Source organism: Streptomyces sp. NPDC004629, from assembly GCF_042873595.1.
GTDB lineage: Bacteria > Actinomycetota > Actinomycetes > Streptomycetales > Streptomycetaceae > Streptomyces.
The window spans coordinates 1-1,538 of sequence record NZ_JBIALO010000089.1 but is presented as its reverse complement, the minus strand read 5'-3'; the positions used below and the strand labels follow the sequence as shown (position 1 = coordinate 1,538).

General features: G+C 69.5%; 1 protein-coding gene. It reads right to left on the bottom strand.

Annotated features, from left to right (window positions below):
- Positions 1–276: 276 nt before the first annotated feature.
- A complete protein-coding gene (locus tag ACFYTE_RS42350; protein ID WP_388722660.1) occupies positions 277–1,491 on the bottom strand; it encodes an IS4 family transposase in 1,215 nt (404 codons plus the stop codon).
- Positions 1,492–1,538 lie beyond the last annotated feature (47 nt).

Genomic DNA, 1,538 nt, shown 5'->3' with positions numbered 1-1,538 from the left:
CCAACGTCGATCGTTTAGGCGGCTCGGTCAAGGTGTGAGTGTGTTGCCGATGCTGTGTCAGGTTGCGTGAGTTGGCGGTTCGTCGCGGCGCCGTGCGGGGTGGTCGGCCTGAGCTCTTCGGGAAAGAGCTGGAGGCTGATGATGTGGGTGACCCGAGTGGTCGCGGGCTCGTCGGTGCGCAGGAGTCGGTATCCGGTGCCGCCGCGTTTGGTGGCGCGGGGCGCGGCGCGTCCTGGGCGGGGCTTGACGGCGGTGCGGATGAGGTCGGCCTGGACGTCAGCGAGCTTGGCGGCCAGTTTCCGAGGGGGGAAAGTCCGTCCCGACGGTGCGTCGGACGGCGGCGAGGGCGTGTTTGAAGCTGATGTGCGTCACGGGCAGGCCGACGCGGTGGGCGGTGTCGGCGGTCAGGTGGCGCAGGGCCTGGTAGACGCAGAGCATGGCCCATAGTTCCTGCTCGATGAGGGAGGGGCTGTTCGAGCGCAGGGTGGCAGTACGCCCGCCGCGCTGCTCGATCTTGATGTTCTTGTAGATCGTTTCGCTGGTCCATCGGGCGGCGTACAGCTCGGCGAGCTCGCCGGCCGGCGCCTGGGCGGGGTCGAGCAGCGTGGTGATCAGGCAGAACAGCTCGGAGGCATCCTCGGTGCAGCCGTCCTGGCCGAGGGTGGTCGTGGTGATCGTGTACTCGATGACCCGTACCGGCAGCCGCTCACTCTTGCGCCTGCCGCGCAGCTCGCTCAGGTAAGTGCCGTCGGGCAGGACCTCGACCAGCGGGAGGTGGAAGGACTCCGAGACGCGCCACAGGAGTTGGGCCCCTGTCGCGGCCGCGGTGGTGCACAGGCCGTAGGCGGGAAAGCCCCGGTCCGCCATCAGTAGCACCCCCGGCTTCAGCAGGGGCAGCAGCCGTCGGGCCAGGGTGCGCTCACCGACCGCGAAGGAGTCGAAGACGGCTCCGAGCAGGGACAGGGTTCCGCACTCGGCCAAGGCCAGCAGCCGCACCTGCGGGTAGGGGGCCGGCCGGGAGCCGTTGGAGGAGCGGGTATAGGCGGCGGCGTTCGCGTCGCTGTCCGGCACGTCCAGCAGTGTGCCGTCCATGGACAGCAGCCGCATCCCCCGCCAGAACGTCCCGGGCGTGGCGGCCGTACCGCAGGCACCGGCCACCTTGTCGAACAGCAGCCGCAGCGGGGCCTGGCCCAAGCGGCGGCGGGCCACCGCCAGTGAGCCCGCGTTCGCCGCACGCCAGCGCTCCCCGGCCCGGCGCGGGATGTTCTCCACCATCTCCCGCAGCACCAGCGCGTAACCCTGGCCGGTGAACAGCCACATCGCCAACGTGAAGTACACCATCAGCGTCGAAGGCAGCGACCGCGTCCGTTCCTCCCGCGCCCCCGCCTCCTCGACCGCCAGGTCCACCAACTCGGGCGTGAAGGTACGCGTGAGCAGCCCCAACCGCACCCGCTCCGCGTAGCTCCCACCAGCAACATGATCATTCGGCACGAGACCGGGACTCTACCCGACCAAGATCAACTAATCGAACGACGTTG